This window comes from Lacibacterium aquatile (genome assembly GCF_042683105.1).
Lineage (GTDB): Bacteria > Pseudomonadota > Alphaproteobacteria > Elsterales > Elsteraceae > Lacibacterium > Lacibacterium aquatile.
Map to the genome: position 1 here is coordinate 668,904 of NZ_JBHUIP010000003.1, position 24,328 is coordinate 693,231.

Consider the following 24,328-nt stretch of genomic DNA (forward strand, 5'->3'; position numbering starts at 1 on the left):
ATGGAACCCATGATGCGCAATCGCCTTGCTTGTTCGCTGATCGCCCTGACCGCCGTGGGGCTGGCCGCCTGTTCCGAGCCTGAAGCGCAGAAGGTGGAGGATATCCGGCCGGTGCGGGCGGAGAAGGTGACGTTCCACGAGCAGACGCGCAGCCTCAGCCTCGCCGGCATTGTCTCGGCCCGTATCGAATCGCCGCTCGCTTTCCAGGTCGCGGGCAAGATTATCGAGCGCTCGGTCGATGCCGGGGCGCGGGTGAAGGCAGGGCAGGTGATCGCCCGCATCGATCCCGAGGATTACCGCCTGCGGGTGCGGGAAGCCCAGGCCCAGGTCGCCTCGGCCGAGGCTGATCTGGCCCGTGCCAAGGCCGACCTCGACCGTTATGCCAAGCTGAAATCCAGCCAGGTCTTTGTGCAGGCCGTCTATGACCAGCGCCTTGCGACCGCCAATGTCGCCGCCTCCACCGTGCAGCGCGCGCGCTCCAGCCTGAAGATTGCCGAGAACCAGTTGGGCTACACCGATCTGCTGGCCTCGGCCGCAGGCGTGGTGACGGGTGTGCTGGCCGAACCGGGGCAGGTGGTGCAGGCGGGGCAGTCCGTCGTGCGTGTCGCCCAGGAAGGCGGCCTCGAAGTCACCGTCGGCGTGCCGGAAAATAGGGTGGAGGAGATCCGCGCCAAGGGTGGCGCCCAGGTCAGCCTTTGGGCCGAGCCGGACAAGGAATGGCCCGCGACCTTGCGTGAGCTGTCGCCCAGCGCCGATGCCGCGACCCGCACCTATGCCGCCAAATTCGCGCTCGAAAACCCGCCGGCCTATGCGCAGATCGGCATGACTGCGACCCTGTCGCTGAAGCAGCAGTTGCCCAAGCCGCTTGCCCGCCTGCCGCTGTCGGCGATCTTCCAGAAAGGCCCGCAGCCCGCTGTCTGGATCGTCGATGTCGCCTCGGGCAAGGTCACGCTGACCCCGGTCGAGGTCGCGGCTTTCCGCGAGGATGGTGCCTGGATCTCCTCGGGCCTGACCGAAGGTCAGACCGTGGTCACGGCGGGGGTCAATAAGATCGATCCGGCCCAGAAGGTCCGCCTGATGGATGCTTCCAAGCTTGTGGGCGAGGCTCCGGCGAAATGAGCGACCGCTTCAATCTTTCCGCGCTCGCCCTGCGTCACCAGACGCTGATCCTGTTTTTCATCATCATCTCCGCCATTGCCGGGACCCTCTCGTTCCTCAATCTGGGGCGGGCGGAGGATCCGGATTTCACCTTCAAGGTGATGATCGTCCAGGCCAATTGGCCGGGCGCCACGGCCCAGGAGATGCAGTCCCAGGTCGTCGATAAGATCGAAAAGAAGCTCCAGGAGCTGGAGTTCTACGATCAGACCACCAGCTATACCAAACCCGGCGAGACGGTCATCCAGGTCGTCCTCAAGGACTCGACCCCGCCCGCCCGCGTTGCGGATCAATGGTATCAGGTCCGCAAGAAGGTCGGCGATATCAAGGGAACCCTGCCCCAGGGCGTCATCGGTCCCTTCTTCAACGACGAATTCGGCGACACCTTCGGCGTCATCTATTCCTTCTCGGCCGATGGCTTCAGCGATGCCGAGCTGAAGCAGGTGGTCGAAGACGTGCGCCAGCGCGTGCTGTCGGTCAAATCTGTCAATAAGGTCGAGCTTTATGGTGTTCCCGACCAGAAGATCTTTGTCGAATTCTCCCACCGCAAGCTCGCGACTCTGGGGCTGACGGCGGAGCAGATCTTCGCCGCGCTTGCCCGCTCCAACTCGATCCTGCCCGCCGGTGCCGTCAATCTCCCGACCGAACGGGTGGCCGTGCGCCTCTCCTCCGACACCGACAGTGTGGAGAAGGTCCAGCAGCTGCCCATCAATACCGGCGACCGCATCCTCACCCTTGGCGACGTGGCCGATATCCGGCGCGGCTATGAAGATCCCCGCACCGTCGCCATGCGCCATAACGGCCAGCCGGTGATCGGTCTCGGCATCTCCATGGTCAAGGGCGGCAATATCCAGGTCATGGGCAAGGCCCTGGATATCGAGATGGCGAAGATCAAGGCCGAACTGCCGGTGGGGATCGAGGTCGACGCCATCGCCCTCCAGCCCCATGTGGTGCAGGAGTCGGTGCGCGAGTTCGTGCAGTCCCTGGGCGAAGCGCTGGCCATCGTGCTCGCGGTCAGCTTCCTCAGCTTAGGTCTGCGCACCGGCATCGTCGTCGCGCTCTCCGTGCCGCTGGTGCTGGCCATGACCTTCCTGGCCATGAGCATCATGGGCATCGACCTGCACCGCATCTCGCTCGGCGCCCTCATCATCGCGCTCGGCCTGCTGGTGGATGACGCCATCATCGCGGTCGAAATGATGCTGCTGAAGCTGGAAGAGGGGTTCGACCGCGTGAAGGCCGCCACCTTCGCCTTCACCTCGACCGCTTTCCCGATGCTGACCGGCACCCTGGTCACGGCGGCGGGCTTCGTGCCGGTGGGCTTCGCCAAGTCGGCGGCGGGTGAATATACCAACGCCATCTTCTGGGTGACCTTTGTGGCGCTGGTGATCTCCTGGATCGTCGCGGTGCTCTTCACCCCCTACCTCGGCTACAAGCTGCTGCCGGAGATCAAGGCCAAGGAAGGCCACAGCCACGACACCCACACCGGCCGCATCTATGATTCTCTGCGTGCGGTCATCACCTGGTGCGTGCGCTGGCGCAAGAGCGTGCTGGTCATCACCTTCGCCGTCTTCGTGGTGGCGGTGGTCGGCTTTGGCCTCGTCCAGCAGCAGTTCTTCCCCTCATCCTCCCGGCCCGAGCTGATCGTCGATCTGCGTCTGCCCGAAGGCTCCAGCTTTGCCGCGACCGAAAAGGCGGTGAAGGACCTGGAGGGGCTGCTGAAGGACGACAAGGATATCTCCCACTATGTCGCCTATATCGGCCAGGGGACGCCGCGCTTCTACCTTGCTTTGAATGTCGAGCTGCGGCAGCCGAACTTCGCCCAGTTCGTGGTGATGTCCAAGGATCTGAAGTCGCGTCCCGGCATCCAGGAGCGCATCTTCAAGGCCTTCGAGGAAGACCCCCGCTTTGCCAATCTGCGTGGCCGGGTGGAGCCCTTGCAGAACGGCCCGCCCGTGGGTTTCCCCGTGCAGTTCCGCGTGACCGGCAAGGATCTCGAAAAGCTGCGCGAGATTTCCTATCAGGTGCGCGACATCGTGCGCGCCAACCCCCATACCCGCGAAGTGAACCTCCAGTGGGACCAGAAGACCAAGGTCGCGCGCCTCGATGTCGATCAGGCGAAAAGCCGCGCGCTGGGCGTCGATCCCACGGCGCTCAGCCAGACCCTGGGCACCCTGCTCAACGGCGCGGTCATCACCCAGTATCGTGAAGGCACCGAACTGATCGACGTGGTTGCCCGCGCGGTGCCGGAGGAACGTCTGGCCTTGAGCGGCATCCAGGATATCAACATCCTGACCCGCGGCGGCGCGGTCGCCCTCTCTCAGATCGCCAAGGTGGAATACGAACTTGAGGAGCCGATGATCTGGCGCCGCAAGCGCGAACCCTATATCGCCGTGCGCGCCGATATCCGCGACTCAACCCAAGCCCCCGTGGTGACGGGCCAGATCCTGCCCGCGATCCAGGAACTTCAGAAGACTCTGCCCGACGGCTATCGCATCGAAACCGGCGGCGCGGTGGAAGAAAGCGCCAAGGGCCAGGACTCGATCAACGCCATGATGCCGGTCATGCTGCTGCTGATGGTCACCATCCTGATGCTTCAGCTGCAAAGCTTCTCGCGCCTGTTCATGGTGCTGCTGACGGCGCCGCTGGGCATCATCGGGGTCACGGCGGCACTGCTGATCTTCAACATGCCCTTCGGTTTTGTCGCCATGCTCGGCACCATTGCGCTGGCGGGCATGATCATGCGCAACGCGGTCATCCTGGTCGATCAGATCGATCAGGACATCAAGAGTGGCGAGCATCCCTGGGACGCCATCATCATGGCCGCCGTCCGCCGCTCGCGCCCGATCTTCCTGACCGCTGCCGCAGCCATCCTTGCCATGATCCCGCTCGCTCGCTCCGCCTTCTGGGGGCCGATGGCGGTGGCGATCATGGGCGGCCTGACGGTCGCGACGGTCTTGACCTTGATGTTCGTTCCGGCGCTCTATGCTGCCTGGTTCCGGGTGAAGCCGCCGAAGGGCGACGAACCGGCCAGCACCGATGCCCTGGAGCGCCGTGCCGACTTCCGCGCGCTCTCCGCCCCTGCCAGGAGTAGCTGATGGCTTTGCCAAAAATCCCCGTTCTCATCGTTTCCGATGTCGTCTGCCCCTGGTGCATGTTAGGCCGGGTGCGGTTGGGGGAAGCGGCAAAGCTGCTGGAAGGTCAGGTCGAACTCGATATCCACTGGCACCCCTTCGCCCTCAATCCCGACACCCCGCGTGGCGGGACCGAGCGCAAGGCCTTCATGGAAGCCAAGCTGGGCAAGGAACGCCTCGCCGAAGCCCATGCCCGCCTCACATCCATGGGGCAGGCCGAAGGGATCGAGTTCAATTTCGACCGCATCGCCGTACAGCCGAACACCACCGACGCCCATCGCCTGATTGGCATTGCCGGGGACAAGGCCGACGCGGTCGCCATGGCTGTCTTCAAGGCCTTCTTCACCGATGGCCAGGACATCGGCGATACCGCCGTCCTGCAGCAGATCGCCAAGGCCCATGGCCTGGATGCCGACGCCTATCTCGCCAGCGACGAAGGCCGCGAAGATATCGAAGCCGCCATGGCCCAAGCCTCGCAGTCGGGTGTGCAGGGCGTGCCGTTTTTCGTGATGAACGGCAAGTTAGCCGTTTCGGGGGCTCATCCCGCCGAAAGCCTCGCCGACGCGATCCGTCAGGCCGCTGGAATTCAGTAACGGTGCGGGGGCGTCTGACGCCCCCTAAAGCTTGGTTTCCTTCGCCCCCAGGGCATCGGCGAGGCGGGTCTTGGCCGACCCTGGGCGCAGCGGGCGCGGTTGACCCTCTGCCGGGGTCCAGCCGGTCATCGTGATGATCTCGAAGCTGGCGACGATCCTGCCGTCCGGTCCGGCGTGGCGCTGGGCATAGTCGGCGGCAGCCTTCATCAGCACCGCAGGCGGGGTCAGGCCACGGGGGCGACTGTTGACCGCATTGCTTTCCCCCATGCCGCGCAGGTCGCGCATCAGGGCCAGCGCGTCGGGGTAGGTGACCGTGATCACGTCGCTATCCACCACCGGCAGGGCAAAGCCCGCCCGTTGCAGCAGCATGCCCGCGTCCGACACGCCCGCCACGGGGGAGGTGCGGGGAGACACGCCGCCGCGCAGTTCCAACTCGGCCGCGATCAGGCATTCTTTCAGCTCGCTCAAGGTCTCGCCCCCCAGCATCGCCGCCAACAGCAGCCCATCGGGCTTGAGCGCGCGGTTCATCTGGATCAGGGCGCCCGGCAGATCATTCACCCAATGCAGCGCCAGGCAGGACGTTACGAGATCGAAACAACCGTCTTTGAAGGGCAGCCACTCCTCGTCCGCCACCAGGGCAGGCGCGGAAGCCGACCGGGCGTAAGTCTCTGACAGATCGGCGGTAATCACCGTCCCGACCTTATCTTCTCCGGCTTCGGCCAGGGCGCGCGCCAGCAGCCCGTCGCGCCCGCCGATATCCAGCGCTAGCGAGAAAGTCCGCATGATATCCGCCAGCCGGTCGACCAGCCGTCCCGCGACCTCCCGATAGAGGAAGTCATGGCCCTTAAAGCCTGCCGCGCTGCGCTCCCGGTTCCGGCGCACCGCCACCCGGTCAAAGATATTAACGTCGCTCATGGTCGGGCCTGGATGACGGTTTCAACTATTCGGCGCAAGCGTGAAGTACGAGGACGCAGATGCCCCCTCGGACGAACGCGTTATAAAAGGCCGTGGATCAGGGTGTAAACGCCCGACGCTCCGATAACCAGTGCGGAGATCGTTGGCAGGCGCTTCATGAAGCCCGACATGCGGCCTTCACCCGCCAGTTTGCTGAGGCCCACGGCGGCCAGCACACCGACGCCGACCAGGGTCAGGGCCAGACCCAGGCTGAAGGCCAGAACCATGGTGAAGCCCAGGCTGACCTGCTTGATATTCAGGCACAGGATCAGTACCGCGACGGCGGCGGGGCAGGGCATCAGGCCGCCGGTCAGCCCGACGAAGGCGATCTGCCCCAGGGACGGACGCGGACCACCTGCCGGCGGTGGGCTATGATCATGCCCGCAGGAGGAGCCGTGTTCATGCCCGTGCTCATGGTCATGAGAATGCCCGTGGTTATGGGAATGCCCATGGCCGCCGCCCTTATGCGTGCTCCACAGCATCCAGCCCGCGATGATCAGGGCCGCCACCCCGGCGATGGTCGAGAGGTACGGACGGGCGGTTTCCAGGATGGCGTGATTGGAGAGATAGAGCCCCAGGGCCGCCAGCACCCAGACGATCAAGGTATGGCTGATCGCCGCCGAAACCCCCAGGGTCACGGCATCGCGCACGCGCCCATGGATCGCGACGATGTAGCCCGCCATCAGGCTTTTGGCATGGCCGGGCTCCAGCGCATGCAGGATACCCAGCAGAACCGCCATCGGCAGATAGGCCCAGGCGGGCGTCGCCAGCAGGGTTTGGGTCATGGCACGGATCTCCCTAGAGATACTTCACGACGGCTTTCAATTCATCGAGCAGCGCCCTGGCTTCGGGCGTCGTGGCGGCGCCGTCCAGGCAATGTTCGATATGGTCGCGGATCATCATGGCCTTGGCGTTGGCAACAGCTTTTTCAACTGCCGACAGCTGCTGCGCGATATCCGTGCAGGAGCGCTTGGCCTCCATCATTGCGATAACGGAACGAAGATGCCCCTCGGCCCGCTTCAGGCGGCTGATGACTTCTGGGTGGCTGTGATGCAGCGATTCGTCGGCAATGCTTGTCATGTCTTATCCTATCCCCCTGGAGAGGATATTGCGCCGATCCCTACCTGATGGCAAGGGGCAGAGCCGCGAAACTTCCCTGGCCAAGATCACGCTTATCTGGTGCAGTCTTCTGCCACCTCTGGTGGCGGACACCACCAGGGGGAGGAAACAATGCCGCCGGAGACTGAGATTGAGTGCCTGATCTGCATGCATCGGGGCATGGGCGATGACGACCAGATCTACTGGTCGATCGGGGAACTGAAGCCATCCAAAGGGCCGGATCCGGAAATCCTTGTCTGGGGCAAGCGCTATAGCCTTGGCAGGCGCGCCTCCTCGGGCGTGTCGCTGTATCGGCGGTCGGGGGTGGATTTTCCCGTGGGGGCCTATGCCGATGAAAACGGTCGTCTGACCTTCCTGCAGAGCTCTGCCAAATTCGGTCGCGGCTATGAATGGACCGCCAGCCTCGTCGGTGACTATGGCTGCCTTGGCACCCCGACGATCCTGGAATTCCAGGACCGGTTCTGGATCATCTTCCGGGGCAAAGATACCTATCTCTATTACGCCGTCCGGGGCGATGACGGCCAGTGGGCCGCCTATCCCCTCTCGACCTATTCCGAATTCAAGTCCCAGGACGGGCCGGGGGCGGCAGTGGTGACGGGCAGCGGCGGGACGGCGCTTTATGCGCTGTTCGATTCCGCCGACTTTAACGAACATTACATCCGCTGTACGGCGACCACCGGCGGCGCCTGGACCAGTCCGCCGCAGATCATCCAGACGGCCAAGGACTTCAACGTGATGCGGTCCCGCTCGCGGCCGTCGATCCTCGATTGGGACGGCCTGACCTATGTCGCCCATTCCGGCAGCGACGACAGCCAGATCTGGACCGCCATTGTCGAAGGGCAGGTGACAGCCGGCAAGGGCCGGCTGGTGCTCACCCGGGTCGATATCTCCAATCAGCCCATGCAGACCAATGACGGCCCGACTCTGGTGGCGCTCAAAGATAAGCTCTACCTCTTCTATCGCGATGTGGAGGAGGCCTGGACCATGTTCGCCCAATGGCAGAAGCAGGATCCCTGGAACACCAGCCCCTGGGTCAATCCGCGGTATGTGGGCGATGGGGACGAGCGGCACCAGGGCTATTACGAGATCGGCGTCTGCACCGCCCGCTTCGTTCCAGGGGCATGAGCCCTGGATCTCGACGTTTGTCTAAATCTGAAAAAACGGGGGAGAGAACATGACGACGACACCGGCAATCATGCTGTGCCATCGCGGCGTTGGTGGCGATAACCAGATCTATTGGTCGATCGGCGTGCAGGACGAGAACAACCGCGTCACCTGGCCCCGGCGCGCGCCGATTCCCTTCGGCACCGATACGTGCCGCACGGAGACGGGTGTGTCGGTCATGACGGTCGGCGACGTGGTCTATTGTGCCTTCGTCGATACGAATGACGTGCTGCAATGCGCCCGCTACAAGAAGGACGCGAACGGCGTCCCCGGTTGGACGGTCGAGCAGATGAACGGCAATATGTCCGACCGCAGGCCGTGTCTCATCATGTTCGGCGACGAGCTCTGGTGTCTTCATCGGGGCGCGGGCGGGGATCACCACCTCTATTACACCATACGCGTCGGCCTGACCGAAATGCCCTGGTCCCCGGATAAGATATTCGGCGACACCCTCAGTGCCCCGTTGACCAGTCAAGGGCCAGCTGCCGTCGTGGCCAAGGACAATGTCCTCAGCGTCGTTTATGTGACTGAGGAGGACAACCTGAACGGCCAGATACGGGTCGTCAATTATGATGAGCCTCAGGGGGTCGGGCAGTTTTCGGCTCCCTATGACCTGAGCAAGATCTACAGCCATCACATCCCGTCCCTCCTTTGGTACAAGGACCGGATTGTCTGTATCTTCAAGAACGCCGAAGACAAGAAGATCAGCACCATGACCGTCCAGGCCGCCGGTGATAAGAACAGGCTCACCGTTGCGGTCTCGCCCTTCAATAACGGCAGCGGTCAGACCGTGGACGGGCCGACTCTGGTGCAACTGCGGCACCGGACCGACGAGCATTTCGCCCTCTATTCGATTTATCGCGGCATCGGCGAGGATGGCTGGCTCTATTTCTCCGCCTTCTGGGGAGAGGATCCCTTTAACAAGAGCAAATGGGTGGACGAACGACGGGTGGGCGAAGGGGACGAGGAGCATAACGACTTCTATGAGGTCGGGGCCGACAGCTTCCTCCACGATAGCTAGGGCGTCCCTTCCGCTTGTCGCTTGACCGGCATGGACGAGGCGCGGCACCGTCTCGTCCATGCTCCGTCTCAGCCTCTCCCTCGCGTCATCCCTTCTGCTCGCCGCCTGCGCTGGCCAGCCGAAGGCCCCGCAATATCCGCCGCTGGCCTGTCCGGTGCTGCCCCAGGCGGGTGCGCCACAGCGCCTGATCGTGGCGGCCCAGGGCGAATGGCAACGTTTCGGCGGCACCACCATCGACTGGCGCAATGGCGAGCGGCAGGTGCTGCAGGTCGGGGCAAACGAGCGCGATCCCGCCATGGCGCCCGCGATCCGTACCTATTGGCAGGCGGTGCCGACGCGTCTCGGTATGGTCTATGCCAATCAGAATGGGCGTAGCACGCCGACCGCGACCGATTTCGATGTAGCCTGGTCGGCTGCCTTCGTCGGCTGGGTAGCCTGCGCTGCCGGTGTGCCGGAAGGGCAGATGCCGCGCGACGAGGCGCATTTCCGTTACATTGATGCCGTGATCAACGGCCGGGATCGTCCCGATAGCTGGTTCCGTCCTTTTGAAGTGATCCAGACCCCGCCCCAGCCGGGCGATCTCGTCTGCCTGGATCGCGGTTCGCCCACCACGCGCCTGTCGTCCTGGGCGGAGAGGGTGGCGGAGCTGGGGGTGGCCCGTCCGCTCCATTGCGATCTGGTCGTTGGTGTCCAAGCCGGACAGGTGGAAGCCATCGGCGGCAATGTGGAGGATAGCGTCGCGCTGTCGCTCTATCCGACCGATCCGCAGGGGCGTCTCTATCCCCTCGGCGGCCCCGACAATCCCCCCGGCTGGTTCCTGATCCTCCGCCCGGTCGTGCCGGGTGCGGTGGTGCCGGTGAGCTGAGGGCGGCGTTCGGCCTCTCTCTTTCTCTTATGTCGTCATGCCCCGCCCCGCGCGTTCGCGCGCCTGACATAATGTTCGGCGGCAACGCCGCCGGGCGGGGCATCCCCTCCGGGGGCGTTTCCCGGAGCTCATGGCAGAGTTGGACAAGCTTCCGGAGGAGATCCCCCGCATAAAGCGGGGGATGACGAGTGTTTGTTTGTCAGGGTTTGGGCTTTAGAAGCGAAGGCCGGGTGGATGAGATGCTAGGCATCTGAAAGCGCAGGACCGGAACGAACGTCTGTACGTGAGGATCTGAGCACTTCAGATAACGACGCAGATCGCCACCCGGCCGAGCGACCCAGAAAGGGGGGCGGCCGACGTCGCAAAGGGGTGCCCCCCGAACCCTGCGCCATCGGCCGCCCGCATAAACCGCCGGTCTCCCTCCCGGCGGCTTACGCAGCTCGTTATGTCAGTCCCATCCAAGCCTCGGACTCAGAGGTGAAGGCCGGTGGATGAGCTGCTAGGCGCTTGAGAGCGCAGGACCCGGCGGCGTTGCCGCCTATCGTAAATGCCAGCGCGCAACGCGCGCGGGAGCGTACTCCCTGTACGCGAGCACCGAGCATGGAAAGCAACGCAGCAGATCGCCACTGCACGAACCTCATGCCGCGCGGATGTTGGAGAGGAAGCGTTCAACGCAATCCGACAGCGCCCGCGTCTGTTCGGCCAGCACCTCGGCGGCGCTGCCGGTTTCGGTAGAGGCGCGGTCGGCATCGCCCGCAGCATCCGCCAGGGTCGCGACCGTGCGATTAACGGTGGCGGTATCATCGGCGGCGGCGGCGATATTGCGGCTGATATCGCGGGTGGCGGCGCCCTGTTCCTCGACGGCGGAGGCGATACCGGACGAGATATTGTCGATCTGGCCGATGGTATTGGCGACGCCGTCGATGGTGCGCTCCACGGTGCCGGTGGCGCCCTGGATGCCAGCGATCTGCTGGGCGATCTCCTCGGTTGCCTTGGCGGTCTGTCCGGCCAGCGCCTTGACTTCGGAGGCCACGACCGCAAAGCCCTTGCCTGCTTCGCCTGCTCGCGCCGCCTCGATGGTGGCGTTCAGGGCCAGCAGATTGGTCTGGCTCGCGACCTCATTGATCAGGGCGACGACATCGCCGATGCGGGCGGCGGCGGCGGAGAGCTGGCCGACTTCGGCCTTGGCGCTGCGGGCTTCGGTGACGGCATTGCCAGCCACCTGGGTAGCGCGAGTCACCTGCTGGGCGATCTCGCTGATCGAGGCGGCCATCTGGTCGGCGGCGGCGGCGACCAGCCCGACGTTGCGGCTGGCATGGTCGGAGGCGACGGCGGCTTCGCTGGCTTGCCCGGCGGCATGCTGGGCGGTCTGGGTCAGGGCGGAGGCATTGCCGCGCAGCTGTTCGACCGCGCTGCCTGCGCTGGCCAAGGCCCGCTCCACATCCTCCTCGAAGCTGCGGATGGCGTCGGCCACATGTTCGGCGCGTTCCGCCTTGGCCTGCTGTTCGGCGGCTTCCGAGGCGGCAAGGCGCCGGGCTTCGACGCCATGGGATTTGAAGACTTCGACGGCGCGGGCCAGATGCCCTATTTCATCGCGGCGATGGCCTTCGGGGACCTCCGTCTCATCCTCGCCCTCGGCCAGTTTCAGCGTGGCGGCGGTCAGGTTGGCCAGCGGCTTGGTCACGGACCGTCCGACGGCCCAGGCGGCCAGGGTCATGACGATTGCCATGGCCGCCATGCCGATGCCCAGGATGCGGACGGCCAGCGCGGCCCGTTTGTTGGCATCGCGTTCGGCGGCCACGGTGACTTCCGAGGTGGCGGCAGTCAGCACCGCCATCTGAGCCTCGATGGTGGAATAGGCTTTATCCAAAGCTTCAGCGGCGGCCAGCACTTCCCCAAAGGCGGCGAACACATCCTTGGCCGATTTGACATAGACCGCGACGCCTTCGGTCACCGCATCGCGGATTGCCTGATGCAGCTGGGTTTCGGCCATGGCCTGTTCGAAGCGGTTGGCGGCGATACCGTGGCGGCGGATGAAGACCGGGTCGCGCTGGGTCAGATAATCGGTTTCGGCCTGTCGCATCATCATCAGCTGCAGCATCAGGCTGTCGCTGCCCACTTTGCGCAAGCCCCCGTCGGCATCGTCGGCGGCGGTGACCAGGGTCTTCATCAGGCCATCTTCGCGGGTGAAGCCGATGGTCTGCTGACGTTCCACCAGGGTTTCGAAGGCCTGGGCGAAGCCGCTCAGCCCCTCGGTCACCGTGGCGACGGGGCCGGTGAAATCGCCTTTTTTGTCGGCAGAGGCCAGGCCGCGCAGCTCGGCACCCAGTTCGGTGATGCGTTCGCGGGCCGAGCGGGCGGTTGCCGCCGATGGATTAAGCCGGAAGCTTGCGACCTCGCGCGCCGTATCGGTGGCGAGGCGCCGCACGGTCAGGGCGGTATTCTGCACCGTCTGGGCCTGTCCACGAATTGCTGTGGCCTCGTCTCGCATCTTCTCCGTTGCGACCAGTAGGCCCGCGATCGATGCGACACCCAGCAGGCCGATAAGGCCGATCAGAAGAATTCGAACGCGGACACTGAGACGATTCATGGCGATGACCCGACTTGTTGAAAGCCCCGTTGCTCCCAAATCGCCGGAAGCACGCCTCAGCTTCTTAGCAAAAGCAATGCCGTTTTTGCATGGTGGGGGCTCTGGTCCCATGGGCAGGTGCGAAAAACTGGGGAGTCATGCCGGAACTGGTATCGTTATCATCGGCTTTATGCATGGCTTTAAGCGCTGATGGTGCGAAGTGTGCGCCTGCTCTTAAGGCAATCGAATTTTGTTTCTGATTTATTTCTGGGCAGACCGCAAAAAGGGCAGGCTCTGCGACCTAGTTTTATCGAACACTTTGCCGATTTGTCAGTCATCTATAAGGGTTGTCGCTCGCCCAAACGGGTGATCTGCGTCGTTATCTGAAATGCTCGGATCCTCACGTACAGACGTACGTTCCGGTCCTGCGCTTTCAGATGCCTAGCATCTCACCCATTTGGCCTTCGCTTCTAAAGCCAGGAACGAAAAACCGTCATCCCAGTTGGAATGACGGTTCTATCTCTGCCCTCAAGGTGAAGGCCGCCGGACGAGCCTTTAGTGATTCCTGGCCTCAAGTAGCGCGAAGCGCGATAGGCCAACGCAAACGAACAAAGGATCACTAAGCTTTGCTTAGTGATCCTTTGTACCGAAGAGGCGGTCGCCGGCATCGCCCAGTCCTGGGACGATATAGGCATGCTCGTTCAGGTGGCTGTCGAGCGAGGCGGTGAAGACCGGGATATCGGCGTGTTGCTGGTTGAAGACGCGCAGGCCTTCGGGGGCGGCGACCAGGGCCATGAAGCGGATCATGTCGCGCGGCACGCCGTTCTTCAGCAGGACATCGACGGCATGGACGGCGGAATTGCCGGTCGCCAGCATCGGATCGGTCAGGATGAACAGGCGGTCGGCGGGGTTGGGCAGGCGGACGAGATATTCCACTGGCCGCTTGGTTTCCGGATCGCGATAGAGGCCGATATGGCCCTGGCGGGCCGACGGCATCAGATCCAGCAGCCCTTCGACCATCCCGAGGCCCGCGCGCAGGACCGAGACCACGGCGACCTTCTTGCCCGCGATGACGGGGGCGTCCATGGCGACCAGCGGGGTTTCGATCCGCTCGTTGGTCAGCGGCAGGTCGCGGGTGATCTCATAGCCCATGAGCAGCGAGATTTCGTGCAGGAACTGCCGGAACCGGACGGTCGAGCAGCTCTTGTCGCGCATATGGCTCAGCTTGTGCTGGATCAGCGGATGATCGAGGACTCGCAGATTAGGGAATTCGGCCGCTGCGCTCATGAAACTTCTCTCGCCCCTTGGGAAGCTGAATGACGGTTCTCTTCTAGCCGGATCAGGGCCCCTGACGGGAGTCTTTTATCGGGGGCGCTCGCCCAAACGGGCCGTCTATGTCGTTGCTTGAGATGCTCGGATCCTCGCGTACAGGGAGTACGCTCCGGTCCTGTGCTCTCAAGCGCCTAGTATCCGACCCGTTTGGCCTTCGCTTCTAAAGCTTAGTAAGAGAGAATCGTCATCCCGGACCTGATCCGGGATCTCGCGTAGGCAAACCGCGTCGAGAAGCTGGACCGAGTTCGGTCACAGGTAGATCCCGGATCAAGTCCGGGATGACAGACTCTTGTGGCGCTTTAGAGGCGAAGGTGGGAGGGGTCAGATGCTAGGCGCTTGCCAGCGCAGGCGCGGAGCGGACTTTGGTCCGTGAGCACCGAGCACGGCAAGCAACGACGCAGATGCCCCCTCCCGCCGAGCGACGCAAACGCGAAAAGCCCCGCCGGTTTCCCGACAGGGCTGATCACTTATTCTTGAAGAACCCGCGAGGAGGGTGACCCTCCCGCAAAGGCGCCAGCGTTACGCGGCGGCCTTTTCGGCGGCGGCCTTCACGACGGCCTTCTTCAGGCGCAGGATCTCGGCATCGAGACCGGTCGAACGCGCGCTGAGCAGATAGGCGTCGATGCCGCCATTGTGCTCGATCGTGCGGATCGCGTTGGTCGACAGACGCAGACGAACCAGGCGGCCCAGCAGGTCGCTGGTGAAGGAGGCGACTTGCAGGTTCGGCAGATACCGGCGACGCGTCTTGTTGTTCGCGTGGCTGACATTATTGCCGGACTGAACGCCCTTGCCGGTGATGGCGCAACGACGAGCCATGACCGCTCCCCTTTCAATTGCTATAAAACTGTTGGCGGTACCCCGAAAAACCAGGACACCTTTGCGAGCCGCCGTGTTTACGGGGAGTCTGCAGGGGCGTCAAGGTGAATCTCCCGCTGGGGGTGTTTTTTGGACCAGCTTCAGCGCCCGATGCAAGGGAAGTGAAGTCTCCTGGCCTTCCTGCGGCGCCGGTAGATCGTTGAGGATACTGCTCAGCAGTTGCTCGTCCCGATCCATCTCGCGCCATGCCGTCTGGGCGCTCCCCGCATCCTCGAAGCGGCGTTGGGACAATCTGCGCGGCAGGAGAGCCTGGCGGTCCTGCTCATCCAAGGGCGCCTTAAGGGTGAAAAGCGCCTGGCTCAGGGCGTGGCGTCGCCGCGCGCTTTCAGGCGCGATGCCCCAGGTCGCGAGATGCAGATACTGTGCGGGCAGCGCGCCCGCCGAACCTTCCAGCTCCGGCTCCGGACGCGCGGGGGCCAGCCCGACCGCCATCGAGTGCACCTGTCCCTGGCCGCCATAGCCGACCGCCAGCCCGACAGGCACGCCGCCGGCGCCGGTCAGCCGATAGGCGGAGGGCCGGTAAGGGTCGGGCCAGATATCGAAATAGGCCGCCTTGTCGAGCGGGGTCTTGCGCGGCGCCTCGAAGGGGATAAGCGTGATATATTCCTGGTCGTCCTCCAGGGCGGCTGCCCCGTCTCCATAGGAGGCCCAGCCATAGCCCTGGGGCAGCAGAAGCTTCATCTGCCAGCGCGGCAGCAGCAGCCGGTTGCCGACCAGCAGCGGCGCATCTTCGACCCTGCCCATCGGCAATCCCTCCAACTGGGCGAGGTGCCGGGGGTCGGGTGGCGCACGCTCGAAGTCTGCGGGCAGGGTGAGCGGCGGCTGCGGGCGGGCGAAGGGAGGCAGGGTGACGCCCCGCGCTGCGGCCAGCTCGTCCCAGCGCCGGCTCGCCTGATCGGCTACATGGATATCTGCCCCCCGATATCCGGCCTTTTCGAGGAACCCCTGAGCCTCCGTGTCCCAGCGGTTCCCCGCCTGATCCTCGGTCAGCCAGAGGCGGCGGCTGCTGAAGGCGACCACGGCATCGATCCCGGCCTCGCGGATGCGGTCGGGGGTGTCGAGCCAGGAATCGTCGGCCCAGGTCTGAAAGGCCAGCCGGTCGCCGATCTTCGACTGCAGGGCATCGCGATTCCAGGCGTATTGCCGGGCGAGCTGGAAGACCAGCATCGCCGCCAACTCGCTCTCGGTCGCGGTCAGGGCCAGGGCTGCCCGGCTGATGACCAGACGCCCGGCGATCATGCCGACCGACGGCTCCAGGCGGGTGCTGATTTCCACCGGCTGGCTCGGCCAACCGTTGGCGACGCTCAGGCGGCGGGCGACGGTCGTGGCATAGGCGGCCCAGGGGCCGAGAATGCGACGGTTGCCATGGCCACGGCGGGCGGCTTCGGCCCGGCGCGACAGGGCACTGATCTGGGCAGCGCGCGCGGCCTCGGCGTCGTCCAGGCGTTCCGCACCGAATTCCTCGATCAGCGCTGCCCGGTTCTGCAGCAGAAGCTCCTCTAGCGCCGCGCGCGCCGGTGCCGCTGTCTCCGCCGCTACCGACAGCGGCAGAAGGGTGAAGGCCAGCAGGAGTTGCCTCATTCGAGGCCTTTCCTGACGCTCGACAAGAATGTCTTGAACGACGTCATGAAGGTGTCGGGCACCTGTTGTGGGACCTTCAGCGGCTGGCCGACGGGCAGGCGTTCCGTGGCGCTCAGGCCGTTCAGGACCCGGACCATATGTTCCTCGGCGGGGGTGAGCTCCGCCAGCAGCCGCTCGGCCGCAGCTTTGCTGCGCGGGGTTTCGAGCGTCAGCACACGGGGCTTAAGGGCCGCCCAATCCTCGGGCTCCAGATCGTCGATGCGATCCTCCAGGCTTTCCATCAGCTCCTGGCGGCGGCGCGGGGCCTCATTGTCCAGCCCGCTCTGGGTGACGAAGAAGCCGCCATAGGGGTCCCAATGCGCGCTATAGGCGATGATCTCCGGCCGGTCGGCGCGACCGCCGGTGCGACCTGGGGCGAAGGTGAACCGCATGGGACGCTTGCGATCATTCACCGCTGTCAAAGTGGGGCCCGCTGGCCGCATATACTCCGGCAGATCATTGAAGAAAGGCGCCGTCCGGGGTTCGCCCTGGGGATTATAGGGTTCGATGGTGACCGCTTCGGACTGCCAGTCCGCCTGCGCGCTGGCGCCATGGGCATAGGGGCGCCAGTTATAATCGCGGGGCAGGATCAGTTTCACTTTCCAGCGCGGGATCAGCAGCTGATTGCCCAGCAGCAGGGATCCGCGCTCGCTCGGCCCCAGCGGCATATCCTCCAGCTGCGCCAGATAGTCGGGATCGGCCGGTCGGCGGGGCGCTTCCTCGGCGGCGGGTGGGCGATAGGGGGCGAAGTCGGGATGGCCGACCCCGCGGGCATATTGCAGCCGGTCCCAATGGCTGACGATCAGATCGGCGGTCCGCGCAGCATCGGGGTCATAGCCCGCACGGGCCAGCGCATCGGCATGGCGGGCGATCCGTTTGCCGCGGCCGTCAATCTGAACCCCCCACAGCAGGGCGGCGGCATCATCGACGGCATCGCGGATGGCGTCCTGATCGGCCTTGGCAGGAAGGGCGCGCCATCCGGTGCGGGCATTGCTCCAGTTGATCAGCGCTGTCTGATCCATCCCGGCATAGGTCGCCAGGACGGGCAGCATCATGGCCGCCACTTCGCTGTCGTTGCGGGCCAGGGCGAGGGCGATGCGGCTGATGACCAGCTTGTTGCCGAAGATGGCGACCTGGGGGGCGAGGTAATCGCTGACGACGACCGGGCGGCAGGGCCAGCCGTGGGTCTGGCAGAGTTTCCCGGCGATGACAGCGGCGCGATCGCGCCAGGGCCCCTCCAGGAAGACCGACCCCATGCGGTGCCAGTCTTCGTCGCTGCGTTCCTTCAGGGCCTGGGTCAGGCTGTCCTTCAGTGCCGGGGGTGTGGCGAGGGTCTGGTCGGGATATTCTGCTGCCAGCGCCGTATAGTTCTGGTCGAGGAAGGCGCGCAGCGCATCGGTGGCCGGACCCGCCCAGGCGGCGCCGGTGACGGGAGCGCACCAGGCGAGGATCAGGGCGGCAAAGCGGGGGAAACGAAGAGGCAAATCTAAGGAACCGCTACGGCGAAACTGCAACCGGGGGCATCTTAAAGCTTTTCGCCGGTCCCGCCATCGTTATCCGTGCGAAGAATCTTGCTGCCCGCCTTGATCCTGCCACAAGGAATGCGGCTTAGTGCGGGCGTTAGATCTTGGAAAAAGGGGACGGGTATGCGCGGGATATGGGCAGCGATGGCGGCAATGGCGGTTCTGTCCGCCTGCTCGGCGCCCGACATGTCCCGTGAGCCGCCGCCGCCCCCTGCCGCCCCCGCACCGGCTGCAATGCGGGGCGCCCCGCCGCCTGCCGCGGCAGCCAAACCTGCGCCGCCGCGCCCGGCCTCGGCTCCGACCCGGCTGGAGCCTCCCGTACCCGCCGTCCAGTCCGTCCCGCTGGCGCCGCCGCCCGCTTCCGGTGCAGCTTCCGCGCCTCCGCCCGCTCCCTCTCAGATGGAGGCCGCTTTACCCCCGCCGCCTCCCGCACCGGAGCGCAAGACCGGCTGGCTGGTCGGCAGCTTCGGTGGCCATCGCGAGCGCGGGTTGCTGACGGAATATCGCCTGACCCTGTGCGACGATAAGGAAGTGGAAGCAGCACGCCTTGCCTTCCGCCCGCCGCCCACGCCGCGCATCATCTCCGAAGGCGGGATCGAGGAGGAACTCTTCTCCGGCACCGCCTTCGCGGTACCGCTGCCCGAGGGGCGCTATCACTTCTGCGACACCGCCTTCACCAGCGGCAGCGATACGGTGGAGATGAAACGTCGTTTTGCCGTGCCGGTCGCCGTGCGGCCGGGCATGGTGAATTATGTCGGCCGCTATATCGGCGTGCCGGTCTTCGGGCGCAATTTTGTCGGCATGCGGGCTCTGGAGAGCGCCTATTGGGTGGTAAACGACCGCCGCGCCGCCGACTGGCCCGCGCTGCAGCGCCTGTCGCCCAAAACGATGACCCAACCGCCCATCGATGCCGTCCCCCCGGACGAAGCCCTGGCCCGTCCGGTCTTCTGGCCGATGATCCGGCCGTAGGCTTCTTTCGTCATTCCTCGACCTGATCGGGGGATCTCCAAGCCTTTGCGTTTTGTCGTCATCCCCCGACTTGATCGGGGGATCTCCAAGCTTTTCCGTTTTGTCGTCATCCCCCGACTTGATCGGGGGATCTCCTCCGGGGGCCTGTCCAACTTTCCAGAGGCGGCATTGGGGCATGTGCCGAAGACGGCAAGAATCGGGTTGCATCCGCTCCAGCCCGCCTGCTCCCTTGAAGCCCCCCTTACCGGAGCCCCCGATGACATTTCCCATCCTGCGTGTTGCCCGTCCGACCGACGCTATGGCGGCGGTCGAGCGTTTCTATACCCAGGGTCTCGGCCTCGGTGTCCTGGCGCGGTTCGAGGATCATGAAGGCTTCGACGGCGTGATCCTGGGCGGGGCAGGGGCGCCCTATCATCTGGAATTCACCCACCATCGCGGCCACACCGTGGGCCGGGCGCCGACTGAAGATAATCTGCTGGTCTTCTATTATCCCGAGCGCGCTGTCTGGCAAGCCGCCGTCGACCGCATGCTGTCCGCCGGGTACGTCCCCGTCGCCTCTTACAATCCCTATTGGGACACGGACGGCCGCACCTTCGAAGACCCCGACGGCTATCGCGTGGTCCTGCAAGGCGCCGCCTGGGAGCGGTGAGGGGAGCCAAAGTGTTTCCCCGCCATCTGCATCAAAACCAACACTGTCATCCCGGGACTTGATCCCGGGATCCCCTCCGGGGGCGCTTACATCCTGCCTGAGTGAAAATGGACAATCTCCCGGAGGAGATCCCGTGGTCGAGCCACGGGATGACGACAGAGTGAGGCCTAAGCCCTCCTATCGCCCCTGCCTCCCCAAAAACCCCGCAACCGCTGCCGCCACCTCCCGCTGCACCGCCAGCCGGTCGACGCCGGGCGGATCGATGAAGATCTCCGGCATGCCCGTCCGGCCGCGCGGCGTGGCGTCCTGCAGGAAGACATAATGGCCGATGTCCGGCCCCAGGATCGTCAACTCACTGTGCGGCAGTCGCTCCTTCAGCCAGTGGGACAGGGGCGGTGGCGCTTCGATATCGGCATCGCCGACCATGATCTTCAGAGGCCGGTCGATGGCACGCACGCTCGCCTCCGTCAGTCCTCGGATCGTCGGGGCCGGGGCCAGCAGGCAGGCCGCCCGGATGCGGGGGTCGCCATAATCATCCAGCTGCCGCGTCCAGCTTTCCTTGAACCGCGCGCTGGTCGCCAGCAGGCTGTCCACATGCTGGTCGAGGTCGGGGAACTCCCGCGGGCCGCGTCGCGATACCTCCAGCTCGGCCGGTTGCGCCAGTGCCCAGGCGCGGAACTGTTCCATATCCGTGCGGGCGCCCAGCAGGCCCAGGACAGCATGCCCGCCCAGCGAAAAGCCGACCGCGAAGACCCGGTCCAGATCCAGGCTGCCCGCCAGCGGACCTTCGCTCGCCATCAGATCCAGCAGCAGGCTCAGGTCGCGGCTGCGTTCCCACCATGCCAGGAACCCCTCGGGCAGATAGGGCTCGCGGGCCGTATTGCCGTGGTGATTGGCGCCCAGCACGATGAAGCCCTCGGCTGCCAGATGACGGGCCAGCCAATGCAGCCCGACCGCCGATCCGCCCGTGCCATGGGACAGCAGCACCACCGGATGGCGACCGGGGGCTGGAGCGGCATCCTGCGCCAGGGCGTCCAGCAGGAAGATCGGTGCGCCGGGCGGGCCGACCGGGATATCCTCCGCCACGCTCTCTTCTGCCGCCGGATACCAGACATTCCAGACCAGCGGGCGCGGGCTATCCTCCCGCCAGTGGGGGCGGTTCAGGTCGTCGAAGTGGCCGTCGCGATAGCCGACCCTGGTCATTTGCTCGCTTCGGGGCCGTAGTTGATGAAGCCCAGTTTGTTGCCGTCCGGGTCGCGGACATAGGCGGCATAGAAGCCCGGTCCATACTGCGGGCGGGGGCCAGGGGCGCCCTCATCCTTGCCGCCCAGGGCCAGGGCGGTCTCGAAGGCTTTCTCCACCAGATCGGGGGAGCGGGTGCGCAGGGCCAGCATGCCGCCGTTGCTCACCGTTGCGGGCTGCTCGTCGAAGGGCTGGCCGACATAGAGCCGGACCGCCTTGTCGCCGCCATAGGTGCCCCAGGCGGCGCAATGATCCTCGGTGAAGCAGCGCTCATGGCCCAGCAGGCCCATCACCGCGTCATAGAATTTGATGGCGCGCGGCAGGTCGTTGGTGCCCAGCATCGCATAATTGAACATCACTCGGATTTCCCTTCCGTATGGGCCGCGCGGGCCCTGAATTTACGTTGTTTGGCGGCATTGCCGCAGTCGCTCATGCTGCACCAGCGGCGGCGGCCTGCCTTGGACTGATCCAGGAACAGCCAGCCGCAGTCCTCCCCCGCGCAGCGTCGCAACCGGCCGTGGGTCAGATCCTTCAGCAGTTCCAGCGCCGCGTGGGCCAGGCGATAGACGGGCAGGTGATGGCCCGTGAAGGGCTCCTCTATCGGTCTCCAGGCATAGCCCGTGGCGGTATTGACGAATTCCGACCGTGTCATCGCCTCATGGAAGAAGTGGTAGAGCTTCGTCTGCTCGACGGCCTGGGGGCGGCGGCCGTCCACCCAGGCGTGCAGCAGTTCTCTCAGGGCCTTTTGATGGTTGGCCAGCCCCGGCGGCGGCTCGATCATGCCCTTGGTATGGGGGCGATAATGGATCGCCTCGCCCTGATCGATCAGCCCTTCCTTCAGACAGAAGTCGATGAAGCTATGGGCGTTCAGCAGACGCTCGCCGCCATTCACGAAATCGATGGCCGGATGACCGCCGACCAGCATCGGCAGATCCATCGCCGACCGGTCTGGCGGCAGCGGTATCGGGTTATTCCTCAGGTCGTTCGGATCTGCACTTTTTTGCGTCATGCGCCGTGGTATCCTGCCTCGGTCAGCCATGATAGGGCGCGTAACCGTTAAAGGTCAATTGACAGGTTACTGAAAACCGTTGAAATTCAATTCAACGGTTACGGAGGAAATCATGACCGCGGTGTTGAAAGACACGCCTTCGGCCCAACGTTGGCCGGTGATTCTGCTGGTTCTCTGCCATATGAACGGGGCTTTCAGCATGAGTCTGCTGAAATTCACGCCCGTTGGGCCGGTGGCAACGGCTTTTTGGCGTCTGGTTTTGACGTTACCGGTGTTAATTCGCGCTAATTCGCTACCTCCGCGCGCCGAATGGGCGATTATTACGCTCGCTGGCCTGATGTTCGGCCTCGACCTCGCCCTTTGGTACCGCGCCCTCCAGCAAACCACCTTCGTCAACGCCACTTTGCTGATAAATCTCTATCCGGCGCTGGTGGCTTTATTGGCATGGCCCCTTTTGAATCAAAGGCCTAGCAGGCGCTTCTGGCTGGGATTTGCCCTCACCGTGGCGGGCGCGGCGGTAATTATCGGCAAGCCATCGGGCCTCACCGTCGGGGCCTTGGGCGACCTCCAGGCAGTGGGGGCGGCTGTCGTCTACGCCGTCTATTTCGTAATAGTTTCAAGGCTTTCCGCGACCTACGGTGCCTCCAGCGCCCTGCTCTGGACCAATGCCGCTGCACTGCCCTGGCTTGCCGTTATTGCCTGGGGATTCGGGGAAAGTCTAGCGATTCCAATGGATTGGACCGTCTGGTCGCTCTTCGCAATCGCCTTCGCCTCCATCGCCGGGCAGTGGGTTTTCACCTATGCCCTGGCCCGTCTGCCCGCCGCATTTGCTGCCCTGACCAGCCATCTGGGCGTGCCATTTGCGGCTATCGCAGGCTGGCTCACCTGGGGTCAACCCATTGGCATCGTTCATCTAATTGGGGGCGGCCTCATCATCGGTGGCCTGACGGTCGCCCGTCACCGCCCCCTGTCTTAAGTCCTATTGGATGATCTTGACCCGCACCCCCGGCTTGGGCGCTTCGCCCGGCGACAGACCGTTCAGAATCTCGAACAGCCGCTTATCTGTCGTCCCCTGATACCGCATTTTGGCCGCCAAACCATTGGCTTCCGCCTGGGTTGCAGCGCTGACAATAGCGATGCGGGCCGGCTGAATCGTCTGGATTTCCGCGTCATTCAAGGTGGTCAGGGAGTTCACGACCTGCCCTGCCAACGTGTCGACCGCGCTGGCGCTGCTGGCTGGACCGATGACCTGGAATCGATAGACCAGATCGCCATCGCCCCGGATCGCAATTATCCGCACGGCCGCCTGGGCGCCGTTCTCGGTCTTGACCGTGGCCATCCCGGTTGCGCCCGGCTTCCCCATGGCGGTAATCGCCTGGGTTCGAGTAATGCCAAAGTCGGTACCCCAGACCCGAAGAAACTCGTCGGCTGTCTGCCCTGCTTTGGCTTTACGGACGTCAAAGATGAAGGACAGTGAATTCGGGCCGGTTGCGGTTACCTCGCTCTGTCCGTTCTGGAACCTGTAGCTGGCCGGGGCAGCGAATTTCAGCTTGAGTGGTGGGTAAAGGAACTCCTGTCCGCGCACGATCCCCTTCTCCGGATCCGCGCCATACATCATCCCGTCCAGGTGATTAAGCAAGGCATCGCGATTGACGACGGGATCCTTGACCGGCTTTTCCTTCGCCTGTGATACCGCGTCGGCTACCCGCTCCACAGTGCGGGGGTGGCTGGCCATGATATCGAAGCGGTCATCGACAGATTGGCCCGCTTTCTGGGCTTCAAAAGCCGAGATCGCCAGCAGTTTTGACAGGAAAGCTGCCATGGCCGATGGGTCATAGCCTGCCCGCGCAAGATACCGCACGCCCAGCATGTCGGACTCGAATTCCTGATCGCGGGAGAAGCGTTGAACGTAAGCGCCTGCGCCATAGCCTGCCACTTGGCTTGCGCCATTCCCGAAAAGCAGTCCCGCCACTCCAGCCAGCGTGCCCGCAACCTTGCTCTGGGCGTCGCGTTGGGCGGTATGGCGGGCCACTACATGACCAATCTCATGGCCAATGACCCCGGCTAACTCGGCTTCACTGGAGGTCAGTGCCACGAGCCCACGGGTCACATAGACATAGCCACCGGGGAGGGCGAAGGCATTGACGATGTCGCTATCGAGCAAGGTGAAGGTGAACTTCTGGTCCTTGCGCTCGGACACCGCGACCAGCTTGTTGCCAACTGTGGTGATGTAGGCCGCCAGTTCTTTGTGGTCATAGGTGCCGCCATATTCGGCGACGGTCTTTGGGTGCTCGCTATTGCCAATCTTCTGCTCTTCGGCAGGGGTCATAAAGGCGAGACTGCTGTCGCCGGTTGCCGGATTGGTCGAACAAGCCGCCGTGGACAATCCCAAACCGGCCAACAAGATCAGGGGTAGAAAACGGGGCATGGGCGGGCTATGTCCTCAATCACCGGGTGCGTCCGAATCATGATAGGCAAAATAACGCGGCAAAATCGAGGCTAAGAGGCTGGTGCTACGGGCGGCCTGCGTTAGTGTG

Annotated in this window: 21 protein-coding genes; 9 read left to right on the forward strand and 12 right to left on the reverse strand. The window is 64.3% G+C overall.

The window, feature by feature from the left end; translation table 11 throughout:
- The first annotated feature begins 12 nt into the window (after positions 1-12).
- From ACFSM5_RS05320 to ACFSM5_RS05330, 3 genes are read left to right on the forward strand one after another with little or no spacing between them, the layout of a single operon-like run.
- Positions 13-1,119 (forward strand): efflux RND transporter periplasmic adaptor subunit, encoded by a 1,107-nt coding sequence (locus ACFSM5_RS05320; RefSeq protein WP_379875226.1) that lies wholly within the window; start codon positions 13-15, stop codon positions 1,117-1,119.
- Positions 1,116-4,250 carry an efflux RND transporter permease subunit gene (locus tag ACFSM5_RS05325; protein ID WP_379875227.1) on the forward strand — a complete coding sequence of 1,045 codons (3,135 nt, stop codon included), beginning with the start codon at positions 1,116-1,118 and terminating at the stop codon, positions 4,248-4,250. Before ACFSM5_RS05320 ends, ACFSM5_RS05325 begins: the two co-directional genes overlap by 4 nt.
- Positions 4,250-4,879: a DsbA family oxidoreductase gene (locus ACFSM5_RS05330; protein ID WP_379875228.1), complete on the forward strand. Its 630-nt coding sequence runs from the start codon at positions 4,250-4,252 to the stop codon at positions 4,877-4,879. The genes ACFSM5_RS05325 and ACFSM5_RS05330 overlap by 1 nt, the downstream gene beginning before the upstream one ends.
- Positions 4,880-4,903: 24 nt before the next feature.
- Here the strand turns inward: ACFSM5_RS05330 and ACFSM5_RS05335 are convergent, their stop codons facing one another.
- The 3 genes from ACFSM5_RS05335 to ACFSM5_RS05345 form a co-directional block, all read right to left on the reverse strand.
- On the reverse strand, positions 4,904-5,794 hold the full coding sequence (locus ACFSM5_RS05335; RefSeq protein WP_379875229.1) for a methyltransferase domain-containing protein: 891 nt from the start codon (positions 5,792-5,794) through the stop codon (positions 4,904-4,906).
- An 80-nt stretch (positions 5,795-5,874) separates the two neighbouring features.
- Positions 5,875-6,618: a HoxN/HupN/NixA family nickel/cobalt transporter gene (locus ACFSM5_RS05340; protein WP_379875230.1), complete on the reverse strand. Its 744-nt coding sequence runs from the start codon at positions 6,616-6,618 to the stop codon at positions 5,875-5,877.
- Positions 6,619-6,631: 13 nt separating this feature from the next.
- The gene (locus tag ACFSM5_RS05345; protein ID WP_379875231.1) at positions 6,632-6,913 is read right to left on the reverse strand and encodes a metal-sensing transcriptional repressor; all 282 of its coding nucleotides are present in this window, start codon (positions 6,911-6,913) and stop codon (positions 6,632-6,634) included.
- A 150-nt stretch (positions 6,914-7,063) separates the two neighbouring features.
- Between ACFSM5_RS05345 and ACFSM5_RS05350 the strand changes: the two genes are divergently transcribed.
- The 3 genes from ACFSM5_RS05350 to ACFSM5_RS05360 are packed head-to-tail and all read left to right on the forward strand — an operon-like array spanning position 7,064 to position 10,002.
- The gene (locus tag ACFSM5_RS05350; protein ID WP_379875232.1) at positions 7,064-8,077 is read left to right on the forward strand and encodes a hypothetical protein; all 1,014 of its coding nucleotides are present in this window, start codon (positions 7,064-7,066) and stop codon (positions 8,075-8,077) included.
- A 49-nt stretch (positions 8,078-8,126) separates the two neighbouring features.
- Entirely contained in the window at positions 8,127-9,137 is a 1,011-nt protein-coding gene (locus ACFSM5_RS05355; RefSeq protein WP_379875233.1) for a hypothetical protein, read from the forward strand.
- Between the two features lie 58 nt (positions 9,138-9,195).
- The gene (locus ACFSM5_RS05360) at positions 9,196-10,002 is read left to right on the forward strand and encodes a DUF2272 domain-containing protein (protein ID WP_379875234.1); all 807 of its coding nucleotides are present in this window, start codon (positions 9,196-9,198) and stop codon (positions 10,000-10,002) included.
- Between the two features lie 637 nt (positions 10,003-10,639).
- Here the strand turns inward: ACFSM5_RS05360 and ACFSM5_RS05365 are convergent.
- The 5 genes from ACFSM5_RS05365 to ACFSM5_RS05385 form a co-directional block, all read right to left on the reverse strand.
- On the reverse strand, positions 10,640-12,592 hold the full coding sequence (locus ACFSM5_RS05365) for a methyl-accepting chemotaxis protein (RefSeq protein WP_379875235.1): 1,953 nt from the start codon (positions 12,590-12,592) through the stop codon (positions 10,640-10,642).
- 609 nt (positions 12,593-13,201) lie between these two features.
- A complete protein-coding gene (gene upp, locus ACFSM5_RS05370) occupies positions 13,202-13,858 on the reverse strand; it encodes a uracil phosphoribosyltransferase (RefSeq protein ID WP_379875236.1) in 657 nt (218 codons plus the stop codon).
- A gap of 564 nt (positions 13,859-14,422) precedes the next feature.
- Positions 14,423-14,719 carry a 50S ribosomal protein L28 gene (gene rpmB, locus ACFSM5_RS05375; protein ID WP_379875237.1) on the reverse strand — a complete coding sequence of 99 codons (297 nt, stop codon included), beginning with the start codon at positions 14,717-14,719 and terminating at the stop codon, positions 14,423-14,425.
- 99 nt (positions 14,720-14,818) lie between these two features.
- A complete protein-coding gene (locus ACFSM5_RS05380) occupies positions 14,819-16,360 on the reverse strand; it encodes a hypothetical protein (RefSeq protein WP_379875238.1) in 1,542 nt (513 codons plus the stop codon).
- Positions 16,357-17,883 (reverse strand): hypothetical protein, encoded by a 1,527-nt coding sequence (locus ACFSM5_RS05385; protein WP_379875239.1) that lies wholly within the window; start codon positions 17,881-17,883, stop codon positions 16,357-16,359. Before ACFSM5_RS05385 ends, ACFSM5_RS05380 begins: the two co-directional genes overlap by 4 nt.
- A gap of 162 nt (positions 17,884-18,045) precedes the next feature.
- On the opposite strand from ACFSM5_RS05385, the gene ACFSM5_RS05390 reads away from it, so the two are divergent.
- Positions 18,046-18,891, forward strand: a complete 846-nt coding sequence (locus tag ACFSM5_RS05390; protein WP_379875240.1) for a hypothetical protein — start codon at positions 18,046-18,048, stop codon at positions 18,889-18,891.
- Between the two features lie 256 nt (positions 18,892-19,147).
- Positions 19,148-19,540, forward strand: coding sequence for a VOC family protein (locus ACFSM5_RS05395; protein ID WP_379875241.1), 393 nt, complete (start codon positions 19,148-19,150; stop codon positions 19,538-19,540).
- A 177-nt stretch (positions 19,541-19,717) separates the two neighbouring features.
- Here ACFSM5_RS05395 and ACFSM5_RS05400 read toward each other — a convergent pair whose 3' ends face one another.
- From ACFSM5_RS05400 to ACFSM5_RS05410, 3 genes are read right to left on the reverse strand one after another with little or no spacing between them, the layout of a single operon-like run.
- Entirely contained in the window at positions 19,718-20,743 is a 1,026-nt protein-coding gene (locus ACFSM5_RS05400; RefSeq protein WP_379875242.1) for an alpha/beta hydrolase family protein, read from the reverse strand.
- A complete protein-coding gene (locus tag ACFSM5_RS05405) occupies positions 20,740-21,138 on the reverse strand; it encodes a VOC family protein (protein ID WP_379875243.1) in 399 nt (132 codons plus the stop codon). The genes ACFSM5_RS05400 and ACFSM5_RS05405 overlap by 4 nt, the downstream gene beginning before the upstream one ends.
- Complete coding sequence (locus ACFSM5_RS05410; protein ID WP_379875244.1) at positions 21,138-21,791, reverse strand: CGNR zinc finger domain-containing protein; 654 nt, start codon at positions 21,789-21,791, stop codon at positions 21,138-21,140. Before ACFSM5_RS05410 ends, ACFSM5_RS05405 begins: the two co-directional genes overlap by 1 nt.
- A gap of 112 nt (positions 21,792-21,903) precedes the next feature.
- Between ACFSM5_RS05410 and ACFSM5_RS05415 the strand changes: the two genes are divergently transcribed.
- Positions 21,904-22,767 (forward strand): DMT family transporter, encoded by an 864-nt coding sequence (locus tag ACFSM5_RS05415; RefSeq protein ID WP_379875245.1) that lies wholly within the window; start codon positions 21,904-21,906, stop codon positions 22,765-22,767.
- Between the two features lie 3 nt (positions 22,768-22,770).
- On the opposite strand, the gene ACFSM5_RS05420 is transcribed toward ACFSM5_RS05415, so the two are convergent.
- Positions 22,771-24,219: a M48 family metalloprotease gene (locus tag ACFSM5_RS05420; protein ID WP_379875246.1), complete on the reverse strand. Its 1,449-nt coding sequence runs from the start codon at positions 24,217-24,219 to the stop codon at positions 22,771-22,773.
- Between the last annotated feature and the right edge of the window lie 109 nt (positions 24,220-24,328).

Coding starts and splice junctions, on each gene's coding strand:
- ACFSM5_RS05320 (WP_379875226.1), top strand. CDS start 13: ATGCGCAATCGCCTTGCTTGTTCGCTGATCGCCCTGACCGCCGTGGGG.
- ACFSM5_RS05325 (WP_379875227.1), top strand. CDS start 1,116: ATGAGCGACCGCTTCAATCTTTCCGCGCTCGCCCTGCGTCACCAGACG.
- ACFSM5_RS05330 (WP_379875228.1), top strand. CDS start 4,250: ATGGCTTTGCCAAAAATCCCCGTTCTCATCGTTTCCGATGTCGTCTGC.
- ACFSM5_RS05335 (WP_379875229.1), bottom strand. CDS start 5,794: ATGAGCGACGTTAATATCTTTGACCGGGTGGCGGTGCGCCGGAACCGG.
- ACFSM5_RS05340 (WP_379875230.1), bottom strand. CDS start 6,618: ATGACCCAAACCCTGCTGGCGACGCCCGCCTGGGCCTATCTGCCGATG.
- ACFSM5_RS05345 (WP_379875231.1), bottom strand. CDS start 6,913: ATGACAAGCATTGCCGACGAATCGCTGCATCACAGCCACCCAGAAGTC.
- ACFSM5_RS05350 (WP_379875232.1), top strand. CDS start 7,064: ATGCCGCCGGAGACTGAGATTGAGTGCCTGATCTGCATGCATCGGGGC.
- ACFSM5_RS05355 (WP_379875233.1), top strand. CDS start 8,127: ATGACGACGACACCGGCAATCATGCTGTGCCATCGCGGCGTTGGTGGC.
- ACFSM5_RS05360 (WP_379875234.1), top strand. CDS start 9,196: ATGCTCCGTCTCAGCCTCTCCCTCGCGTCATCCCTTCTGCTCGCCGCC.
- ACFSM5_RS05365 (WP_379875235.1), bottom strand. CDS start 12,592: ATGAATCGTCTCAGTGTCCGCGTTCGAATTCTTCTGATCGGCCTTATC.
- upp (WP_379875236.1), bottom strand. CDS start 13,858: ATGAGCGCAGCGGCCGAATTCCCTAATCTGCGAGTCCTCGATCATCCG.
- rpmB (WP_379875237.1), bottom strand. CDS start 14,719: ATGGCTCGTCGTTGCGCCATCACCGGCAAGGGCGTTCAGTCCGGCAAT.
- ACFSM5_RS05380 (WP_379875238.1), bottom strand. CDS start 16,360: ATGAGGCAACTCCTGCTGGCCTTCACCCTTCTGCCGCTGTCGGTAGCG.
- ACFSM5_RS05390 (WP_379875240.1), top strand. CDS start 18,046: ATGCGCGGGATATGGGCAGCGATGGCGGCAATGGCGGTTCTGTCCGCC.
- ACFSM5_RS05395 (WP_379875241.1), top strand. CDS start 19,148: ATGACATTTCCCATCCTGCGTGTTGCCCGTCCGACCGACGCTATGGCG.
- ACFSM5_RS05400 (WP_379875242.1), bottom strand. CDS start 20,743: ATGACCAGGGTCGGCTATCGCGACGGCCACTTCGACGACCTGAACCGC.
- ACFSM5_RS05405 (WP_379875243.1), bottom strand. CDS start 21,138: ATGTTCAATTATGCGATGCTGGGCACCAACGACCTGCCGCGCGCCATC.
- ACFSM5_RS05410 (WP_379875244.1), bottom strand. CDS start 21,791: ATGACGCAAAAAAGTGCAGATCCGAACGACCTGAGGAATAACCCGATA.
- ACFSM5_RS05415 (WP_379875245.1), top strand. CDS start 21,904: ATGACCGCGGTGTTGAAAGACACGCCTTCGGCCCAACGTTGGCCGGTG.
- ACFSM5_RS05420 (WP_379875246.1), bottom strand. CDS start 24,219: ATGCCCCGTTTTCTACCCCTGATCTTGTTGGCCGGTTTGGGATTGTCC.